Below are 17,427 nucleotides of genomic sequence, written 5' to 3'. Positions count from 1 at the left end.
GTGGTTGTAAAACCACATTCTTTTTCATAGCAATTTTTCCCACTTGATTTTATTAAGTGGGTTTTTTTATAGATACTTCCCAAATTAAAAAAACATATAGAATTATATATTCTAAGCCAACAAACCATAAGTTTTCTTTCCATGGTAAATTAGCATAGGCTTGATAGCTTAAAATAATTACAAAACTCCAAATTAACGGAAATCTATATTTTGTAAATACACTTAAAATTAAAAGTGTAGCAGTATACCATGGATGCATTGTAGTAGAGGTAAAGTAATAGAAAGATAACCCAAACAACATGGCTGTAATTAGTTGTATCGTTGATTTATTGTTGCGAAAAAAACTTAGTCCAATCAAAAATAAAACAGTTAAAATGGGCATTATTTTGCCGATTATAGCAATTTCATTATAACCTCTAAATAAATAACCTATTTCTCGTGCGATATAATAAAAGCTAGCATTAAATTCAAAACTTTTAAACCATAAACCAACGGAGTTAAAATAATTCGAAATTAATTCTGATGAGTAAAAAGGCAAAAACAATAAAAGTATAATCGCTAGAATCAATAGATAAAAATAGAGTAATTTTTGTGGTTTTTCGGAGTAAAACTTAAACCAATTCCATGTAATTAAACTTTTATTATGAACCCTTTTTTTTACAAACCATTGAAAAAATAAGGGTAAAAATAATAAAGGAATTAATTTTACCGAAACCGAACAGGCGAAAAGTATTGCTGCTAACACCCATTTTTGTTGCTGTAGTTTATACAAGCTCCACACTAAAAAAAATAACATAACAGGTTCGAAATGTAAGTTACCAGTCATTTCGATAATTATAAAGGGGTTTAAAGCATATAAAAAAATGTTACGAACTGGTAAATTTAACGATGCTAATAATTTTTTTCCGAAATATAAAATTCCAATATCCGCTAAAATAATAATAACTCGCATAACCAAAACACTACCTAAAATACTTTTGTTGGCAAAAATAGCAGCTATTAAAAAGCATAATTGATTTATTGGTGGATAATTGGTGTAATGACTTCCGTTCATTATTCCCATTCCGTTGTATAATTCAACGGCTTGGTTTACTGGGTATTTTTGCTGCTCGATAAATACTTTTGGTAATGATAAATAAGGATTTAATCCCTCAAAAATCATTCTGCCATCCCAAATAAATCGATAAAAATCTTGTGATAAATTTGGTATAGCAACTAGAAAAATCAGTTTAAATAAAATAGAAAGTAAAGCTAAGGTGTTAAAAGAGAATGTATTACTTTTTAATAGCCAATAAAAGCATCCGAAGAGAGAAATCCACAGGAATAAAAGCAAATTAAACTGCGTGCGTTCTAAAAAATATCCAAAGAAAAAATATAAAATTACACATAAAATTATAGCGGTAATTCCATTATATTTTTTCCACAAGAGCATTAAGATTTAGAAAAAAGAGATTTAAAAAACACGTATCCAAAACCAGTAAATAACATTAAGTGAAAAGGAAATAAACCAAAATCACCTCCTTGATCACCAACAATAAAAGCACTATACATACCAAAGGCAAAGTATAGGGTTAAAAAGCCTTCAATGATTACGTTTAAAGATACTTTTTTACGAATGTATTTATTGTTTTTCCAGCCATCTTTAAGACTTTTAATATTAAATTTTGGTGTACGTACAAATTCACTTTTTTTACCAAAATGACCTTCTAAAACAGCTATTGAGTTATGTAAAGAAAACCCCATAGCAATAGAGAAAAATGTGAAAAAAGTACCTACATAGCTAAAAAAGTTTTTAATACCAGCGCCATAGGTTCTTTTATACATATGCCAATAGCAAATGAAAAATATTAAAGAGCTAATAACAAAAAAACTCATTGTGTAAAAGAAAGGTTTTAAATGAGCATACTCATTTTTAATATATAACATAGGAATACTTAGTATACCAACAATAAATACGTTTAAAAACATAGAGCTGTTTAACAAATGTAAGAGCCCATGAATTTTTGATTTAAAGGATAGATTATTGTTGGTAACCACCCGTTTAAACATCTTTTGAAAGTTTTCGGCACCACCTTTATTCCATCGAAATTGTTGTGAGCGAGCTGCACTAATTATTACGGGTAATTCGGCTGGTGTTTCTACATTTTCTAGGTATTTAAATTTCCAGTTTTTTAATTGTGCTCGGTAACTTAAATCTAAATCTTCAGTTAAGGTGTCGCCTTCCCAATTACCAGCTTCATAAATACATTGTTTACGCCATATACCTGCTGTACCATTAAAATTTATAAAGTGCCCTTTGCTATTTCTACCAACTTGCTCTAACGTAAAATGGGCATCTAAAGCAAAAGCTTGAATTTTTGTTAAGGTTGAGTAATTTCTGTTAATATGTCCCCAACGTGTTTGTACCACACCAATTTTAGGATCTTTAAAATAAGGAACAGTTTTTTCTAACCAATCTTCTTGAGGTAAAAAATCGGCATCAAAAATAACAATGAACTCTCCTTTAGCAATTTCTAGTCCTTCTTTTAACGCTCCGGCTTTAAAACCTTGACGGTTTTCCCTTCGAATGTGTACAATATCTAATCCTGTTTTTTTAAGTTGATCGATATGTTTTGCGGTAGAAATTACTGATTCATCTGTAGAATCGTCTAAAACTTGTATTTCTAATTTGTGATTCGGGTATTTAATTTTTGCAATGTTATTTAGCAAACGCTCCATTACATACAACTCATTAAATACCGGTAGCTGAATGGTTACAAAAGGGATTTCTTCGGGCTTAGAAAAATCGAATTTTGGCGAATTATCTTGTTGCTTTTGCGCTTTTAAGTAATTAAACAATAAGTTTAATTGTGCTAAAGCATACATAAAAATTAGTATCAACGAAATAGTATAAATGACTATTATTATATACTCTAAAATCATTATTTAAAACTGTATTTAAATATCCAAGTTAATATTTTAACGCCGGCTAAGATACTACCTTTTACGGTACCAGAAACTTTTGATACACCAATTCTGTTCCTATATTTCATAGGTATTTCGGTATAGCTAAATTTTTGTTTTAAAGCTTTTAATTGCATTTCAACCGTCCAGCCATAGGTTTTATCTTCCATATTTAAAGCAAGTAATTTATCGTATTTGATAGCTCTAAATGGACCTAAATCTGTAAAATTTGCCTTAAAAAAAAATTTCATTAAAAAAGTAGCTAACCAATTTCCGAAAATTTGTTGTGGAGTCATTGAACCGTTTTCTCTTAATTTTTCAACCCGAGCACCAATTACAAAATCTATATTTTGATTGATGATCGGGCTTACTAATTCGGTAAGTTGTTCAGGGTAATCAGAATAATCACCGTCTAAAAAAACAATAATATCTGGCTTGTTTTTTTGATTAGCAATGTGTTCCATACCTTTTAAACAAGCATGCCCATAACCTCTTCTGTTTTCTGTTAAAACGGTTGCTCCCGCTTTTTTTGCATTTTGTTCGGTAGCATCGGTTGAGTTGTTACTAATTACAATTATTTCATCAACAATTGATGGAATATCGTTAATTACAAGTCCAATAGAATCTTGTTCATTGTAAGCAGGAATGATAACTTTAATTGATTGCTTCATTATTTATTGTAAGTCAGAGAGTTTGTTTTCTTTTTTGAAAGAAGAAAAACTATCCCATTCTTTTATTTTTTTTCCGTTTTTAAATTTAGATGCTCTCGTTAATTTTTTATTTTTATACAGTAAACAATAACCATTTTTTTGGTTGTCTTTTAATTGGCATTTATGATTAATATTTCCGTTTTTATCATAATATAACCACCAATCGTTTTGTTTTCCATTACTAAAATGTCCTTCTTTTTCTTTAGAAGCATCTTTACGGTAAAAGTACCAATATTTATCAGGATGATTGTTTTTAAAATGCCCTTCTTTTTTAACGTTTCCGTTTTTATAGTAAAACTTCCAGTACTTAACTTTTGCTGTTTTTAAAATCCAACCTTCAGCTTTTATATTACCATTGTTAAAGTTGATTTTTGTATATTTATTTTGTCCCAATATTGTAATGCTCATAAATAATAACAAAAGCAAAAAAATACTTTGAATATTATATTTTACTTTATTTATCATTCACTAACTTCATTAAATCAACATCGTTTCCTAGTAATACTTCTGTCGGATTTATACGCCCTTCTTCTGGGCCATTTTCTAACTTTAAAACTCCACGCGGACAAACAGCAGAACAAACACCACAACCAACACAACTTGAACGAACAATGTTTTCTCCTTTTTGTGCATAAGCTCTTACATCAATTCCTTGTTCGCAATAAGTAGAACAATTACCACAAGAAATACATTGCCCTCCGTTTGTGGTAATTCTAAAACGAGATTTAAAACGCTGCACAAATCCCATATAAGCAGCTAACGGGCAACCAAAACGACACCAAACACGGTTTCCTAAAATAGGGTAAAATCCGGTTCCTATAACTCCAGAAAAAATAGAGCCTATTAAAAATCCGTAGCTAGTTTGTATATCATAAGCAGAAATACCAAAAGCAATTTCTTTCCAGCTTTCTATTTCAGCAAAATAAGTGTATAAAGTTAAGGCAGTCATCCCTAGCGCAAAAACTAAAACTCCGTGTATTAAATAGCGTTCAATTTTCCAAGAAAATAATGATTTACTCGATAACTGTCTATATGGATCACCTAGGGTTTCGGCCAATCCACCGCAACCACAAACCCAAGAACAATACCATCTTTTTCCATAAAAATAAACCATTACAGGAACGATAATTAAGGTTAGTAAAATTCCCCATACCAACATAAAAACACCTAAGTTTCCGCTTTCTAATAAATTGTTGATATTCCAATCGAAAAAGAAAGAATAATTTAACGGAAAGGCATTTTTAAAATCAAACCAAGGTTTGTTAAAAGCAACTAATATTTCAGGAATTAAAAAGGCAAAAGCAATTTGAAAAAATAATACAACTGCTGTTCGTAGTATTTGATAGTTATTATGACGGTACTTGATAAACATTCTTATAGCAAAAACACTCATTACTGCGCAATACATAAATCCGTATAAAAACCATTGGCTAGCAGGGTTACCACTTAAATTTTTACTAATAGGGTTGGTTGCTAAAATAGGATTTACCAAATAGTTAGGGTAAAAGTATAGGAACATATAAAAGCCCACAAAAAATATAAAAGCTACAATTCCTAAATAACCTCTGTTGGTTGCTGAATGTTGAAAAATACCATTGTTTTTAATCCCTGCTGGACCTAATAATTTGTAATCTGTAGCAAAAGCAATTGTGCCTCCTAAAATTGCTAATCCAAACGTTAAAAAGAAAAATAAACTTTGATTGTTTTTAACCCAACCCGTTGCCGATTCTCTAACCAAAGGATATATAAAATCTTTAGATGTTTTGTTCCATTTTAACCAGATAATTTTATCCCAAGCAATTTCTTTTTGTGCTTTATGGTATTGGTTTGATGCTTTTGCTATTTCGATTATTTTAGAAGATAAAGCATAGGTACTTAAGTTTTTATCTACAATTTCATGCTGTGCCTTTTCTATAAAAAACTCACTTTTTACCTTTTGAACTACCCACGTGTCAAAAGTTTTTTGAGAAACGTTATTTGTACCTGTAAATATACTTGCAGTAAAAATTGCAAAACCGATAAAGCATATTAGCAATCCGATGTTTTTAATTGTTTTCATGTAATTATGCTTTATTAAAAATTCGTTTCCAACTCTTCTTTTTTAGTTGAATATTAGTGTCATTTTCTTTGTTGAATTTTGCAATAATTTCTGGTTCGTGAAGTTTAAAAAATTCAGGGTCAAAATTAGCATCTGCTAAATGTTCTAAAACATGTTCTACCGATTTTTTGTTGGTTAAAACAGCGTCAAAAAACTCATGACGCATTCTAATACCAAAAGTGTTAATTCCAATAAACTCATGGGTGTTTTTGTCATAATTAATGTGAATACATTTTTTGCCACTTTGGTGTTCCCAATAAAAACGAGCTTCATTTTCTTTAGGTTTCGCCCAAACCCAACCGTAGGTTTGATATTCAATATCAATAAATTTAGCAGAGTTAAACCAATGCCCGGGTTTGTAGGCAGTTTTGTTATCACAAATAGTTTGCGCAACAGTTTCTCCCATCATTCTACCAGTGTACCAAACAGCTTCAATTGGCCTGCGATTACCAATTGCTTCATGTTGTTCAGCGCAATCACCAATGGCATAAATATCGTTAATGTTGGTTTCTAAAAACGAGTTTACTTTTACACCACGACCAATTTCTATCTCTGAAGATTTTATAAAATCGATATTTGGCGAAACTCCAGCTGTTAATCCAACTACGTTACATGTTATTTCTTCGCCAGTTTCAGCAATTATAACAGATTTTACCTGTCCATTTTCATCAGCTTTAATCTCTTTTAGGTTTACACCTAATCGTAAATCAATATGATTGTTAGTAATTTCTTTGTTAATCATTGCAGACTCTTCTTTTGGTAAAACTCCACCCCAAAAACTTTGTTCACGAACCAAAAAAGTTACGGGTATATTTCTGCTATGTAACATTTCAGCAAGTTCTATTCCTATTAAACCACCACCAACAATTACAGCCCTTTTACATACTTTGTTATTAGGAGCAAATTTTTCTAATTTTTCTAGGTCTTGTTTATGATACATTCCCAAAACACCTTCTAAATCTTGACCTGGCCAACCAAACTTATTAGGTTTAGAACCTGTAGCGATTATCAATTTATCAAAAGAAAAAGATTCTCCATTTTTAAATTCTAATTCCTTTTTTTGAGTATCTATATGGCTAACAAACCCTTTTTTTAATTCGATGTTATTCTTTTTCCAAAACCAAGGTTCATAAGGTTGCGTATGTTCAAATTTCATATGCCCCATGTAAACATACATTAAGGCAGTTCTTGAAAAGAAGTATTCAGTTTCAGAAGAAATAATGGTAATTTTTTTGTCAGATAATTTTCTGATATGCCTTGCGGCAGTAACACCAGATATTCCATTACCGATAATAACAACGTGTTCCATAAAAGTTGATTTGCAGTTAGGTCGTTGTTAAAGTTAAGAACTTAATAGAATAAATAAATTTAGAATGGTTTTAAATAAAGATAAAATGCAAGTAAATTAAAAATACTACGTCTTATAATTCAATTAAAAAAGATTAAAAATGAAAATTAAATTCGGTTATATTGTTGCAATAGTGTTGTTTAGCGTTATAAGAGGTTACTCTCAAGAAAAAGAGTTAGAAAAAAGTAATATACAAACGTATACACCATCAAAGCTATTAAATAAAGGGCAATGGGATGTTAAATGGGGAAATAACTTATATACAGAAACAAAATTTGCAAATGAAAACGGAGATTCAAAATCAAAATTAAGAGAAAACTTTTTTACATCGTCTGTTGAGATTTTTACAGGGATTTCAGATAATAATCGTTTTAATATTGGTTTTTTAGCAGAGTTTAGATCCAATACAATTGGTGGGAGACAAGCTTTATCTGTTTTTAGTTTAGAAACTGGACAAACCGAAAGAAAAGGAATTACCTCTATTGCTCCGGCAATTAAATTTCAACCGATAAAAAGCTTAGGGAGTTTTTCGATACAATCTGCAATTCATATTCCTTTAGTTGATGTTGAGCAAGATGCTAATGGAGTTTTTTTAGATCAAGCTTCATGGATTTTTCAAAATAGATTTTTTTATGACTATACATTCGAAGGAGGCAAATGGCAATTATTTACTGAACTAAATACTGAATATAGTTTTGGAGAGGAAGGTAAAAGTTATGCTAATAATAGCTATTTATTAGTGCCAAGTGTTTTTATGAGTTATTTTCCATCATCTAAAGCAACTGTTTTAGGTTTTGTTCAACATTCTGAGCGTTTCGGAGATTTTACACAAGATTATACTGCGTTAGGCTTTGGAGGGAAATACCAATTAACTAAAGAGTTAAATATAGAAGCTTTGTATAGTAATTTTGTTAGAGGAACCAATAATGGATTAGGGCAGAGTTTCAATATTGGCATACGAGCGTTATTTTAAAAAATGTGTAAATTAGGAGTTATGAAATTATATAAACTCCTTTTACTTTGTTTGCTCTGTTTATCATGTAAAAGTCAAACAAAAAAAATAAACGGAATTAGCTTTGTAGCTTCTTCTGATAAGATAAACCAAAAACATACATCCCCAGTTATAAAGGTGTCTGCCAATTATGTTGCGCTGATGCCTTTTGGTTTTATTAAAGATTTAGCATCACCTACAATAACTCATAATACAAATCGACAATGGTTTGGCGAAACTGAAAAAGGAGTAATTCAATATGCTGAGGAATTTAAAAAGAATAATATTAAACTGATGATAAAACCTCATATATGGGTTTGGAAAGGCGAGTTTACCGGAAATATAACAATGAAAAATGAAGATGATTGGAAGGTTCTAGAAACATCATATGCAGCATTTATTTTAACGTATGCAAAAACAGCACAAAATTTAAAAGCTGATATTTTTTGTATTGGTACCGAATTAGAACAATTTGTTAAAAATAGACCGGTTTTTTGGAAAGGACTGATAAAAAAAATTAGAAGTATTTATAAAGGAAAACTTACTTATGCAGCCAATTGGGACGAGTATAAAAGAGTGTTTTTTTGGAATGAATTAGATTATATAGGTATTGATGCCTATTTTCCGTTAAGTGATAAAAAATCACCAACTCTCAAAGAATTTGAACAAGGTTGGCAAATTCATAAAGAGGAAATTGATAGGGTTAGAAAGAAACTAAACAAACCTGTTTTGTTTACTGAATTTGGATATAGAAGTATAGATTATACAGGGAAACAACCTTGGGATTCTAAAAGGGTTATTGATAAAATAAACCATCAAAATCAAAAAAATGCAATGCAAGCTTTGTATAATCAATTTTGGAAAGAAAATTGGTTTGCTGGCGGGTTTATTTGGAAATGGTTTCATAACCACCAAGAAGTTGGTGGAGAAAAAAATAATAGGTTTACGCCACAAAATAAACCAACAGAAGAATTAATTAGAAAATTATATGCGCAATAAAATAATAGTGTTTTTAATTATTGGAATCAATTTTTGTTCATTTTCACAAAAAAATACAATTCTTGATGTAAAAATTAAAGGGTTAAAAAAAACAAAAATAGGGCTGATAAAAAAGATTTTAGCAACTAAAAATAATACTTCTTTAGATTCTGTTTTGTTAAGTAAAGATATGGTGCGTTTAAAACGTTTGCCTGCAATTTCACATGCTTATTTTCAAGTATTTCATTCACATGAAAACAAGTACAATGTTTTTGTAAATGTTGTAGAAAATCATACGCTAATACCAGAGTTAAACCTTTGGACAACTACGAATGAAAAAACAGCGTATAAAATTGGGGTTTCTGACTATAATTTTTTAGGGCAAAATATTATACTCGGGGCATTTTATCAAAATAACGGATTTGATTCGTATGGCATTAATTTTAAAGCACCAACATTGTTTTCTAATAAATGGGGCTTGGCGTTAAATCATCAAAAATGGATAAGTGAAGAGCCTTTGTATTTTGATGATAAAACCGCCAATTATAAATATCAAAACACATCATACGAAGCGCTTGCTTTGTATCAAATAAATTTTAAAAATAACCTGCAGTTTGGATTGAATTATTTCAAAGAAAAGTATAATTATTTATCAGGAAATACATCGGCAAAAATCCCCTTAAAATTAGATGTAAATAAGTTGTTGTTTAAAACAGTTTATACTTACGATAATTTAAATTATCATTATCAAAATATAAGTGGATTTAAAAGTCAATTTTACGGGCAATACGTGATTTCTGAAAATGAATATCAAGATGATTTTTTAGTTTTTTGGAACGACTTTTTGTATTACAAACGAATAGGAAAAAAAGGAAATTGGGCAAATAGATTACGGGTAGGCTTGGCATCAAATATAAAAAGTCCATTTGCACCTTTTGCATTAGATAATAACGTAAACTTAAGAGGTGTTGGTATTTTAGTTGATAGAGGTACAGGTAGTATTGTTTGGAATACCGAATACCGACACACAATGTATGAAAACAATTGGCTAGCAATACAAGGAAATGCTTTTGTTGATGTAGGTAGTTGGAGAAATCCAGGAGGTAGTTTTAATGACTTTACTAAAACAAAAAACATGCAAGCATACTCAGGATTAGGATTACGGTTTATCAACAAAAAAATATTTAATGCAATATTTAGAATTGATTATGGATATGGTTTAACTAAAAATGCATCAAAAGGATTTGTTTTTGGAATTGGGCAGTATTTTTAAGCTCATTTAATTACTTCTCGCGTAGCGGATACAATTCTTGACTGATAAAATCTTGCGGGAAATTTTCATCATTTTCAAAACCTAATTCAATATCTCTTCCATTATACGGAATGTAATTTGTTTTAAAAATATAATCCCAAATACTTAAGGTTATTCCAAAATTGACACCGGTTTTTCTGTTTTCTGGAAGTTCTTTTGCATGATGCCAAATATGCATTTTAGGATTGTTTAAAATGTATTTTAAAAAACCATAATCCCAGTTGATGTTAGCATGATTTAAATGACCAATAGTAATGTTAAAAAAATGAACAAAAGCTACATCTTTGGCTGTAAAACCACCGATAATTGCTAACGGAATGTACTTCATTGAATTGTATAACACAGGTTCCATCCAGTGATAACGTAAATGCGCAGCAAATCCCATTTCTTTTACTGAATGATGTACTTTGTGAAATTTCCACAAAAAATTATATTTATGTAACAATGTATGTGTAAACCATTGCACAAAATCGATAATTATAAAAAAGACAAAAATTCTTATCCAAAAGTTAAATTGATTAATATCAAAAACTTGAAAACTCTTAATTGATAACTTGAACGTATTTAAAAAATCATTAAAAAATTGTGCTGCCGAATTAGATAAAGCTATTAAAACGATTAAATTCAGTATAAAGAAGTTAAAAAACATATAGAAAAGATCTAGCCAAAAATCTTTTCTAAATATTGATTGATTTTTTCGCCAAGGAAAAACTATTTCTAACGCCCAAACAACTAAAGAAATTATAATTAAACCGTAAAAATAATTCTCCCAATTTAATTCCATTAAAACAGATTGTTTTAGATAGTTCCAATAATCTCTATAAGAGTTTTTTATAATGTCTAAATATTTATTCATTTACATATAAAATATGTTAGTAACTACACAATAAATATACTAATTTTTTATCCTACAATTTCTAGTAATTTAAAAATCAGCGCACTCATAATTGCTGCTATTGGTAAGGTAAGTATCCAAGATAAAATAATCTTACCAATTACTTTATAGTTTGCTTTTTTTGTAACGGTTCCAATTCCAAAAAGAGAACCAACTGAAACATGTGTTGTAGAAACAGGTAAGCCATGAACACTTGCGGTAGTTACTAATAGCCCGGTAATTATATTGGCGGTAAAGCCTTGACCTGAGTTCATTTTTGTAATTTTGTTACTCATTGTTTCCCCTACTTTTTTAGCATTTATCAATCCACCTAAAGCCATAATAATTGCAACAGAAATCATGCTCCATTTAATGTTAATTGTATTAATAATTATTAATAAACCTACAATTTTAGGAGTGTCGTTTAATCCTCTAGCAAAACTTACAATACCTGAACTTATATAATGTAACGAATCTAAAATTTTGTTAGAATCTATGTTTAATAAAGTTGAGTGTTGTTTATTTAATGTGGGTATTTGTTTTCGTAAAAACTTAAAGAATAAATAAAAAGTTAAGCTTAAAAATGCAGCCATGAGTGGACTAACAATTAATGGGATTAAAAAAGTATTACTAAGTTTTGTAAAATTAAATTCTGCACCTACGGCCATAATTCCTGCACCCAATAAACCACCAACTAAACTGTGTGTTGTTGAAATAGGCATCCCTATTTTAGTTGCAGTAAAAACGGTAATGGCGGCACCTAAGGCAATAGCAATTGCAAAATTTGGAGTTTGTATTAAATCATTAGGAACTAATCCTTTTCCTGAAAAATTTTTAACTAATTCATCGGCTAAGAAAATAGCAGCAACAGCCCCTGAAAAAGTTGTAATTGTAGCCCAATTTATGGCTTTCTTATAGCTAGTAATTCCGCTGCCAAATAAGGTAGCAACACCTTTAAAATTGTCATTTGCACCATTACTGTATGCTAAAAAACATGCGGCAATAAAAAGTAGTAATAAGATCATTGAATTTAATTTTTCAATTTTGACGTAAAACGTACTTTATACTTACGGATATAAAAAAGAAAACCATCAAAGAACAAAATCTTTGATGGTTTTTATAATTATAAAAAAGTAAATGCTACTTTTTGTTGTTGTCTTTAATATATTTATCTAAAGCCATAGTCATTGAAGGAGTTTCTGGGGTTGGAGCAGCAATGTCTACACGCAACCCTCTGTCTTCAACAGCTTTAATTGTTGAATTACCAAAAACAGCTATTCGAGTGTCATTTTGTTTAAAATTAGGGAAATTTTTAAATAAGCTATCAATTCCTGAAGGACTAAAAAACACTAAGATGTCGTAAAAAACATTTTCTAAATCTGATAAATCACTCACAACTGTTTTATATAAATCAGCACGTTTCCAATTTACACCTAATTTATCTAATTCTGCTGGGATTAACGGTTTTAGTTTATCTGACGAAGGAAGTAAAAATTTTTCGTCTTTATGTTTTTTTATCAATTTACTTAATTCAGGAAAAGTACGAGTACCCACATAAATTTTACGCTTTCTGTATACTACATATTTTTGTAAATAATAAGCTACAGCTTCTGATTGGCAAAAATATTTCATGCTATCTGGTACTGTGAAGCGCATCTCTTCAGCAATTCTAAAAAAATGATCTACTGCATTTCTACTCGTTAAAATGATTGCAGTATAGTTGTTTAAATCAATTTTTTGAGATCGAACTTCTTTTCCGTCAATACCTTCAACATGAATAAAAGAGCGGAAATCAATTTTTACTTTTTGTTTTTCAGCTAAATCAAAATAAGGAGAAGTTTCCGTCTTAGGAGCTGGTTGAGAAACTAAAATAGTTTTTACTTTCATATGTTTTTCTCTTTACGTAGTCGTTGTTATTTTATAAACAATTAATAGCGGTGCTATTTCAAGGGTGCAAAAGTACAAAATAAAATAAAATAACTTACGTAATACTATCTTTTTGTTGTTTTTTAAAATTAAAAACCCTCTGAAAATAAATAAGATACCAAAACACATTAATAAAAAAATAACACTATTAAAGGCATATTGATACACAATAATAATAGGAAGTAGTAGTAAGCAGAGAGAGTTTAAGTATTCTGATTTAAGTACTAAAAAATACTTAATAATAGGTGAAAGCCCTAATGTATTTGATAGGAAGAAATTTAAAAAATGTTTTATAGATAAGTAAGAGATAGAGAAAGAAAATATAATTAAATAATTAAAAAAACTAACATCATAATCAGTATCAGTTAAGTTGATTATTAAAATTAAAAAAAGAGCAATCACAACCGAAGAAAATAAAAACAATAATAAATTAAAAGGTGTGTAAAAAGAAGTGTTATTAGTTACTTTTTTTTTAAAAAAACCAGGGGTGAAAAAAGCAAGGGTGTAACCAAATAACTTATTTGGCGCAAGTAATTTCATTAACGCTAATAAAATAATAGCAAATACAATTACCAAAGTAATCCAATTATTGTCAGTTATAATGCGTTCTATTGCTTGCAATTGTATTTGTTTTATGCTTTTATTTAACACAAAATTAGTGATTATTTAGTGTATATTTGCTCAGATTTAGATGAAAATTACATGAAATCAGACGCTTTAGTTATAATTCCTACTTATAACGAAAAAGAAAACATCGAGGCAATAATACAAACAACCTTTAATCAAAAAAAAGAGTTTGATATTTTAGTTGTTGATGATAATTCACCTGACGGAACAGCAGATATTGTAGAAAAATTACAAAAAACATATCCAAATAATCTTTTTTTAGAAAAAAGAGAAGGTAAAAACGGTTTAGGTACCGCATACATTCATGGATTTAAATGGGCTATAAATAAAGGTTATGATTTTATTATTGAAATGGATGCCGATTTTTCGCACAATCCAAACGATTTAGTAAAATTATACGAAGCTTGCAAAAATAACGGGGCAGATGTAGCTATCGGGTCACGTTACTCTGTAGGTGTAAATGTTGTTAATTGGCCTATGAGCAGAGTGTTATTGTCTTATTTTGCTTCAAAATATGTGCGTTTAATTACAAGAATGCCAATTCATGATACCACTGCAGGTTTTGTATGCTACAGAAGAAAAGTTTTAGAAAAAATACAATTGGATAAAATTAAATTTATAGGATATGCTTTTCAGATAGAAATGAAATTTAAAGCTTGGAAACATAAATTTAAAATAAAAGAAGTTTCGGTAATTTTTACTGATAGAGTTTTAGGACAATCAAAACTAAGTTCAGGAATTATAAAAGAAGCTATTTTTGGAGTTATAAAAATGAAATTAAAAGGTTTACCAAAATAATTATGAAATCATATTTAATAAAAAACGCAACTATTGTTAACGAAAACAAAGTTTTTAAAGGCGATGTTTTAATTGAAGGGAATTATATAAAAGAAATTTCAACCGAAATTAATGCGAATTCAAATGTTGAAATTATCGATGCAGAAGGAAAATATTTAATTCCGGGTATGATTGATGATCAAGTACATTTTCGTGAACCAGGATTAACTCATAAAGCAAATATAGCTACCGAAAGTAAAGCAGCTATTGCTGGTGGAATAACATCGTTTATTGAAATGCCCAATACGGTACCACAAGCAACTACGCAAGAGTTGTTAGAAGATAAATTTATAACAGCCTCTAAAACATCGTATGCTAATTACTCATTTATGTTTGGTGGTACGAATGATAATTTAGAAGAGTTGTTAAAAACAAATCCTAAAAATGTAGCAGGAATTAAATTGTTTTTAGGATCATCAACCGGAAATATGTTGGTTGATAACGAAGAGGTGTTAGAAAAGATATTCTCATCAACTGATATGTTAATTTCGGTACACTGCGAAGACGAAGCTACCATTAGAAAAAATACCGAAGAATATAAAGCAAAATATGGTGATGATATTCCGTTAAAATACCATCCAATTATTAGAAGTGAAGAAGCTTGTTATTTATCATCTTCAAAAGCAATAGCGTTGGCTAAAAAAACTGGCGCAAGATTACATGTTTTTCACTTGTCAACAGCTAAAGAAACAGCATTGTTTAGAAATGATATTCCGTTAGAAGAAAAGAAAATTACCGCCGAGGTTTGTGTGCACCATTTATGGTTTACAGACAAAGATTATGAGGAAAAAGGAACTCACATAAAATGGAATCCGGCAGTAAAATCTCAAAAAGATAAAGACGGATTATGGAAAGCTCTATTGGATGATAGAATTGATGTAATTGCCACTGATCATGCGCCGCATACTTTAGATGAAAAAGACAATGTATATACAAAAGCACCTAGTGGAGGACCATTAGTGCAACATGCAGTAACAGCTATCTTAGAAAAAGTAAAAGAAGGAGTTTTGCCAATTGAAAAAGCGGTAGAAAAAATGTGTCATAACCCAGCAAAATTATTTAGGGTAGAAAAACGCGGATTTATAAAAGAAGGTTTTTATGCCGATTTAGTTTTGGTTGATACTGAAAAAAAATGGATGGTTGCTAAAGAAAATATTTTATATAAATGCGGATGGTCTCCTTTTGAAGGTGTTGAGTTTTCAAGTAAAATAACACACACTTTTGTAAACGGAAACTTGATGTTTGTTAATGGAGTTTTCGACGAGAACACAAAAGGAAAACGCTTAGAGTTTAAAGCATAAATGAAAAAAATAACCTACATAATCGTTCTGTTACTTATTACTTCATGCACCACAAGTAATACTATTTACAAAGCACCAAAATCTTTAATCCCTAAAGACTCTATGGTTATTTTGTTAACAGATATGTATATCGCTTCGTCTGCCGAAAATGTTAAAAATAAGTTTTTAAAAAAAGAAAAAAACTATATGATGTTGGTGTATGAAAAGTATAAAATTGATAGTTTACGATTTGATCTTAGTAATAAATATTACACTTCTGAAATAGAAGAATATTCTGATATGATTAAAGAAGTGAAAAAGAATTTAGACTCTATAGAAACATATTATATCGGAAAAGATACCTTGAGGGGTAAAAATAAAAAAATTGAGGACAAATTAATTTTAGAAGAAGATTTTAAGGAAGAAAGTAAAGTTGTTTTTAAAAGAAAACCGTTAAATATAAAGAAGCGTGAATAATTATGAATTATAATTTTCACAAATTTGATTGATGGACGTATTGATTAATTCAAATTTAAAATTCAATTTTTTTACTATTTTTTCTGACGAATAATAAGATTTATTGTGAGAGGCCTTTGCTGAATTTTTAGTTAGCAAAGGCTCTTTTTTTGTTATCAAAGTTATTACCGAATCAATTCTCCAAATAAACGAAGTTATTAGCGTTCCAACTTTTATATACGGTTTCTTTTTGTGCAAACCATCTGCAATAGTAAATAAAACATCTTTAAAAGATTTATTTTCTGATACCAATACGAATCGTTCGTTTTTAATATCAGATTGCAATAATAAAATCATTGCTTTTACAACATCTTTTACACTTACAAACCCAGTAATACCTTCTGTGTAAAACTTAAATCCATTGTTTATTTGTGTAAATAATTTTCCCGATCCTTCATTCCAAAAACCGCTCCCTAAAATTACCCCTGGGTTAACAATTATAACATCTAATCCTTCTTGACTACCGCGCCAAACTTCCATTTCGGCACCATATTTTGTAATCGAATACCCGTTATTGTTATCTTCGTCTGCCCATTCATTTTCCTCATCAATAGGTTTTCCGTTTATAGCATTTCCAACCGCAGCAATAGAGCTTACAAAGCAAAACTTAACAACTTTAGCATCAATAGATAAGTTAATCATGTTTGCGGTACCATCAATATTTACCTGACGCATCTTTCTATAATCCTTCGGATTAAAAGAAACCAAAGCAGCACAATGATATACATTTGTTATACCTTTAAAAACAGGAATTAAAGATGGAATTTCAGTAATATCAGCCTTAATCCATTCAATTTTGCTAAATAATTGCTCAATATTTTCGGTATAGTAAGAAAATATTTTTTTTACCTGCTCTTTTTTTTCTTCAGTTCTATAAATAGCACGAATCGTATCATTTTTTTGAGTTAAATGATATAATAAATGTGAGCCTACTAAACCTGTTCCTCCTGTAACTAAAATCATATAACGAAAATAGAATTTTTTAAA

General features: G+C 29.6%; 17 protein-coding genes. 6 read left to right on the top strand and 11 right to left on the bottom strand.

Features of this window, described 5'->3' with window-relative positions; genetic code table 11:
• Window positions 1–52: 52 nt before the first annotated feature.
• The 6 genes from Q4586_RS00775 to Q4586_RS00750 are packed head-to-tail and all read right to left on the bottom strand — an operon-like array spanning window position 53 to window position 7,060.
• Window positions 53–1,432 (bottom strand): MptA/MptB family glycosyltransferase, encoded by a 1,380-nt coding sequence (locus Q4586_RS00775; protein ID WP_068701686.1) that lies wholly within the window; start codon window positions 1,430–1,432, stop codon window positions 53–55.
• Window positions 1,432–2,922 carry a cellulose synthase family protein gene (locus Q4586_RS00770; RefSeq protein ID WP_303525448.1) on the bottom strand — a complete coding sequence of 497 codons (1,491 nt, stop codon included), beginning with the start codon at window positions 2,920–2,922 and terminating at the stop codon, window positions 1,432–1,434. Before Q4586_RS00770 ends, Q4586_RS00775 begins: the two co-directional genes overlap by 1 nt.
• Entirely contained in the window at window positions 2,922–3,614 is a 693-nt protein-coding gene (locus Q4586_RS00765; RefSeq protein WP_303525446.1) for a glycosyltransferase family 2 protein, read from the bottom strand. The genes Q4586_RS00770 and Q4586_RS00765 overlap by 1 nt, the downstream gene beginning before the upstream one ends.
• A 3-nt stretch (window positions 3,615–3,617) precedes the next feature.
• A complete protein-coding gene (locus Q4586_RS00760; protein ID WP_303525444.1) occupies window positions 3,618–4,061 on the bottom strand; it encodes a toxin-antitoxin system YwqK family antitoxin in 444 nt (147 codons plus the stop codon).
• A gap of 46 nt (window positions 4,062–4,107) precedes the next feature.
• Window positions 4,108–5,712 (bottom strand): 4Fe-4S binding protein, encoded by a 1,605-nt coding sequence (locus Q4586_RS00755; RefSeq protein WP_303525443.1) that lies wholly within the window; start codon window positions 5,710–5,712, stop codon window positions 4,108–4,110.
• Window positions 5,713–5,716: 4 nt separating this feature from the next.
• Entirely contained in the window at window positions 5,717–7,060 is a 1,344-nt protein-coding gene (locus tag Q4586_RS00750) for an NAD(P)/FAD-dependent oxidoreductase (protein ID WP_068701676.1), read from the bottom strand.
• 139 nt (window positions 7,061–7,199) lie between these two features.
• Between Q4586_RS00750 and Q4586_RS00745 the strand changes: the two genes are divergently transcribed.
• Genes Q4586_RS00745 through Q4586_RS00735 form a run of 3 tightly spaced genes read left to right on the top strand, consistent with a single transcriptional unit; the run spans window position 7,200 to window position 10,341 of the window.
• Window positions 7,200–8,072 (top strand): transporter, encoded by an 873-nt coding sequence (locus tag Q4586_RS00745; protein ID WP_303525441.1) that lies wholly within the window; start codon window positions 7,200–7,202, stop codon window positions 8,070–8,072.
• Between the two features lie 21 nt (window positions 8,073–8,093).
• A complete protein-coding gene (locus Q4586_RS00740) occupies window positions 8,094–9,089 on the top strand; it encodes a glycoside hydrolase family 113 (RefSeq protein WP_303525438.1) in 996 nt (331 codons plus the stop codon).
• Window positions 9,079–10,341, top strand: a complete 1,263-nt coding sequence (locus tag Q4586_RS00735) for a BamA/TamA family outer membrane protein (RefSeq protein WP_303525436.1) — start codon at window positions 9,079–9,081, stop codon at window positions 10,339–10,341. Before Q4586_RS00740 ends, Q4586_RS00735 begins: the two co-directional genes overlap by 11 nt.
• Window positions 10,342–10,351: 10 nt before the next feature.
• On the opposite strand, the gene Q4586_RS00730 is transcribed toward Q4586_RS00735, so the two are convergent.
• From Q4586_RS00730 to Q4586_RS00715, 4 genes are all read right to left on the bottom strand, one after another.
• Entirely contained in the window at window positions 10,352–11,236 is an 885-nt protein-coding gene (locus Q4586_RS00730; protein WP_303525434.1) for a sterol desaturase family protein, read from the bottom strand.
• Window positions 11,237–11,283: 47 nt separating this feature from the next.
• A complete protein-coding gene (locus tag Q4586_RS00725) occupies window positions 11,284–12,279 on the bottom strand; it encodes an inorganic phosphate transporter (protein WP_303525432.1) in 996 nt (331 codons plus the stop codon).
• A gap of 115 nt (window positions 12,280–12,394) precedes the next feature.
• Window positions 12,395–13,141, bottom strand: coding sequence for a uroporphyrinogen-III synthase (locus Q4586_RS00720; RefSeq protein ID WP_068701663.1), 747 nt, complete (start codon window positions 13,139–13,141; stop codon window positions 12,395–12,397).
• 12 nt (window positions 13,142–13,153) lie between these two features.
• On the bottom strand, window positions 13,154–13,801 hold the full coding sequence (locus Q4586_RS00715; RefSeq protein ID WP_068701661.1) for a DUF4271 domain-containing protein: 648 nt from the start codon (window positions 13,799–13,801) through the stop codon (window positions 13,154–13,156).
• An 81-nt stretch (window positions 13,802–13,882) separates the two neighbouring features.
• On the opposite strand from Q4586_RS00715, the gene Q4586_RS00710 reads away from it, so the two are divergent.
• Genes Q4586_RS00710 through Q4586_RS00700 form a run of 3 tightly spaced genes read left to right on the top strand, consistent with a single transcriptional unit; the run spans window position 13,883 to window position 16,401 of the window.
• Window positions 13,883–14,605, top strand: a complete 723-nt coding sequence (locus Q4586_RS00710; protein WP_303525427.1) for a polyprenol monophosphomannose synthase — start codon at window positions 13,883–13,885, stop codon at window positions 14,603–14,605.
• Window positions 14,606–14,607: 2 nt separating this feature from the next.
• Window positions 14,608–15,945 (top strand): dihydroorotase, encoded by a 1,338-nt coding sequence (locus Q4586_RS00705; RefSeq protein WP_303525424.1) that lies wholly within the window; start codon window positions 14,608–14,610, stop codon window positions 15,943–15,945.
• Window positions 15,946–16,401, top strand: coding sequence for a DUF4296 domain-containing protein (locus Q4586_RS00700; RefSeq protein ID WP_068701655.1), 456 nt, complete (start codon window positions 15,946–15,948; stop codon window positions 16,399–16,401). It begins immediately after the preceding gene.
• Here the strand turns inward: Q4586_RS00700 and Q4586_RS00695 are convergent, their stop codons facing one another.
• On the bottom strand, window positions 16,402–17,403 hold the full coding sequence (locus Q4586_RS00695; RefSeq protein ID WP_303525418.1) for an NAD-dependent epimerase/dehydratase family protein: 1,002 nt from the start codon (window positions 17,401–17,403) through the stop codon (window positions 16,402–16,404).
• Window positions 17,404–17,427: the final 24 nt, after the last annotated feature.

The sequence above is a fragment of the Tenacibaculum soleae genome (assembly GCF_030549005.1).
GTDB classification, from domain to species: domain Bacteria; phylum Bacteroidota; class Bacteroidia; order Flavobacteriales; family Flavobacteriaceae; genus Polaribacter; species Polaribacter soleae.
The sequence above is the reverse complement of the archived record's forward strand: the minus strand, read 5'-3'. Positions and strand labels throughout refer to the sequence as shown.